Origin of the sequence: Bradyrhizobium sp. 157, from assembly GCF_023073815.1 — a bacterium.
Classification (GTDB): domain Bacteria; phylum Pseudomonadota; class Alphaproteobacteria; order Rhizobiales; family Xanthobacteraceae; genus Bradyrhizobium.
The window spans coordinates 1-2,249 of sequence record NZ_JADPKF010000116.1 but is presented as its reverse complement, the minus strand read 5'-3'; the positions used below and the strand labels follow the sequence as shown (position 1 = coordinate 2,249).

The window sequence follows — 2,249 nt, the reverse complement described above, 5'->3', positions numbered from 1 at the left end:
CACCCTTGCACGATCATTCCACCGACACCTCTCCTGCAATTCCTGGAGACAGCCCTTCATCATGTCCCGCCTCTTGACACGGGACATAAGAGGATGAGGTCATCTAGCCCCTCATGGTGAGGAGCGCAGCGAAGCTGCGCGTCCCGAACCATGAAGGCCCATGGCCGGTCCGCTACTCCGCCGCCCTCGTCACGATCCGTATCTCCGACGTCAGCGTCCGGTGCACCGGGCACTTGTCGGCGATCTCCATCAGCCGCGCGCGCTGATCAGCATCCAGCGCGCCTTCAATCGAGATCACGCGGTCGATCTGGTCCAGCATGCCCTCGCGCGTCTCGCATTCGGCGCAATCCTTTGCGTGGACCTTGCTGTGCTTCAGCGTGACGGTGACGCGGTCCAACGGCAGCGATTTGCGGTCGGCATACATCCGCATCGTCATCGACGTGCAGGCGCCAAGGCCGGCGAGCAAAAAATCATATGGTCCCGGACCGCTGTCCTGACCGCCGACGGCAACGGGCTCGTCCGCCACCATCTCATGGGGACCTGTGGTGACGATCTGCTGGAACTTGCTGTTGCGGGTCTCGCGCACCACGACGTTGCGTGGCGCCTTGCTCGCAACAGGTTGCGCGGCGACAGGCTCGATATAGCGCTCCGCCCAGGCGGCGATGACGTCGGCGACATAGGCGCCGTCGCGCTTGCCGCTCAACAGATGATCGGAGCCCGACAGCGACACAAAGCTCTTGGGATGTTTGGCGGCAGCGAAAATCTTGGTGGCGCTGTCGATACCGACCGTGTCGTCGGTCGGCGAATGCATGATCAGCAGCGCTTTGTGGAGCTTTGCGATATGCGCCGCCAGGCTGTGTTCGGCGATGTCGTCGAGAAATTCGCGCTTGATGTGAAACGGCCGCCCGGCGAGCTGGACCTCCACCGTGCCGTGCATGCGGATGTCGTCGAGGCGATCTTTGAAGAGATGCGTGACGTGCACGGGATCGGAGGGAGCGGCGATGGTGACGACTGCCTTCGCCTCCGTTATCTGCCCCGCGGCAGCGAGGATCGCGGCGCCACCCAGGCTATGGCCGATCAGGATCGCGGGCGCCGTGCGGGTTTCGCGCAAATGATCGGCGGCGTGGACGAGATCGGCAACGTTCGAGGAGAAGGTCGCGTTGGCAAATTCGCCCTCACTGGAGCCGAGGCCTGTAAAATCAAACCGCAACACCGCGATGCCTTTTGCGGAGAGCGCCGTCGCAATGCGTTTTGCCGCCAGCACGTCCTTGCCGCAGGTGAAGCAATGCGCAAACAGCGCGTAGGCCTGCACCGGACCATCCGGCATATCGAGGGCCGCAGCAAGCTGATGGCCGCCTTCGCCGGTGAATTGAAAGCGTTCGTTCGGCATGGCTGTTTCCCCCGTTGGCGCTAGTCACCTGAATATCGCTGCTCAGCCCACGGATCGCCGCGATTGTGATAGCCGCGGACTTCCCAATAGCCCGGCTTATCCTCAGCGAGAAACTCGATGCTCTGCAGCCATTTTGCGCTCTTCCAGAAATAGAGATGCGGCACGACGAGCCGCACCGGGCCGCCATGCTCCTGCTCCAGCGCGGCACCTGACCAGCTATGGGCGAGCAGTGCGTCTTCCGCGGCAAAATCTTCCAGCGAAAGGTTCGTGGTGTAGCCGTCATGTGAATGCAGCACCACGAACCGCGTTTCCTCGCGCGGCCGGCAAACATCGAGGAGATCGCGGGTCGCCAGTCCCTCCCACCGGTTGTCGTAGCGCGACCAAGTCGTGACGCAATGAATGTCGGACACGAACTTGCTCTGCGGCTGCACGGAAAACTGCGCAAAATCCCAGAACAGCGGATGTTCGACCGCGCCGTAGACGTCGAGCCGCCAGCGCTCGCGCGGGATGTTCGGGGTCAATCCGAGATCGAGCGTCGGCCAATCCTTGGTCAGATGTTGGCCGGGCGGCAGCCGCGCTTCCTCCGGCCGCGAGATCTTGCCGGTGAGGAATTTGCCCTCGCGCGCCCAACGCTCCTTGCTGCGCGTCAGCTTGTTCTCGGGCGGCGGTTCGTTTTCACTGGTCATGTCGATCGCGATCCAGAGTTCGTTGTCAGGAGTATAGCGATACAGATATGAACCGTCATCGACGAAACTCTTACCCCTCATCCTCTTATGTCCCGTGTCAAGAGGCGGGACATGATGAAGGGCTGTCTCCAGGAATTGCAGGAGAGGTGTCGGTGGAATGATCGTGCAAGGGT

General features: G+C 62.0%; 2 protein-coding genes. Both read right to left on the bottom strand.

Annotation, left to right across the window (positions count from 1 at the left end; all coding sequences use genetic code 11):
* Positions 1 to 172: 172 nt before the first annotated feature.
* Positions 173 to 1,390: a bifunctional alpha/beta hydrolase/OsmC family protein gene (locus IVA95_RS35540; RefSeq protein ID WP_247514751.1), complete on the bottom strand. Its 1,218-nt coding sequence runs from the start codon at positions 1,388 to 1,390 to the stop codon at positions 173 to 175.
* Positions 1,391 to 1,410: 20 nt separating this feature from the next.
* Complete coding sequence (locus tag IVA95_RS35535) at positions 1,411 to 2,076, bottom strand: sulfite oxidase-like oxidoreductase (protein WP_247514752.1); 666 nt, start codon at positions 2,074 to 2,076, stop codon at positions 1,411 to 1,413.
* Between the last annotated feature and the right edge of the window lie 173 nt (positions 2,077 to 2,249).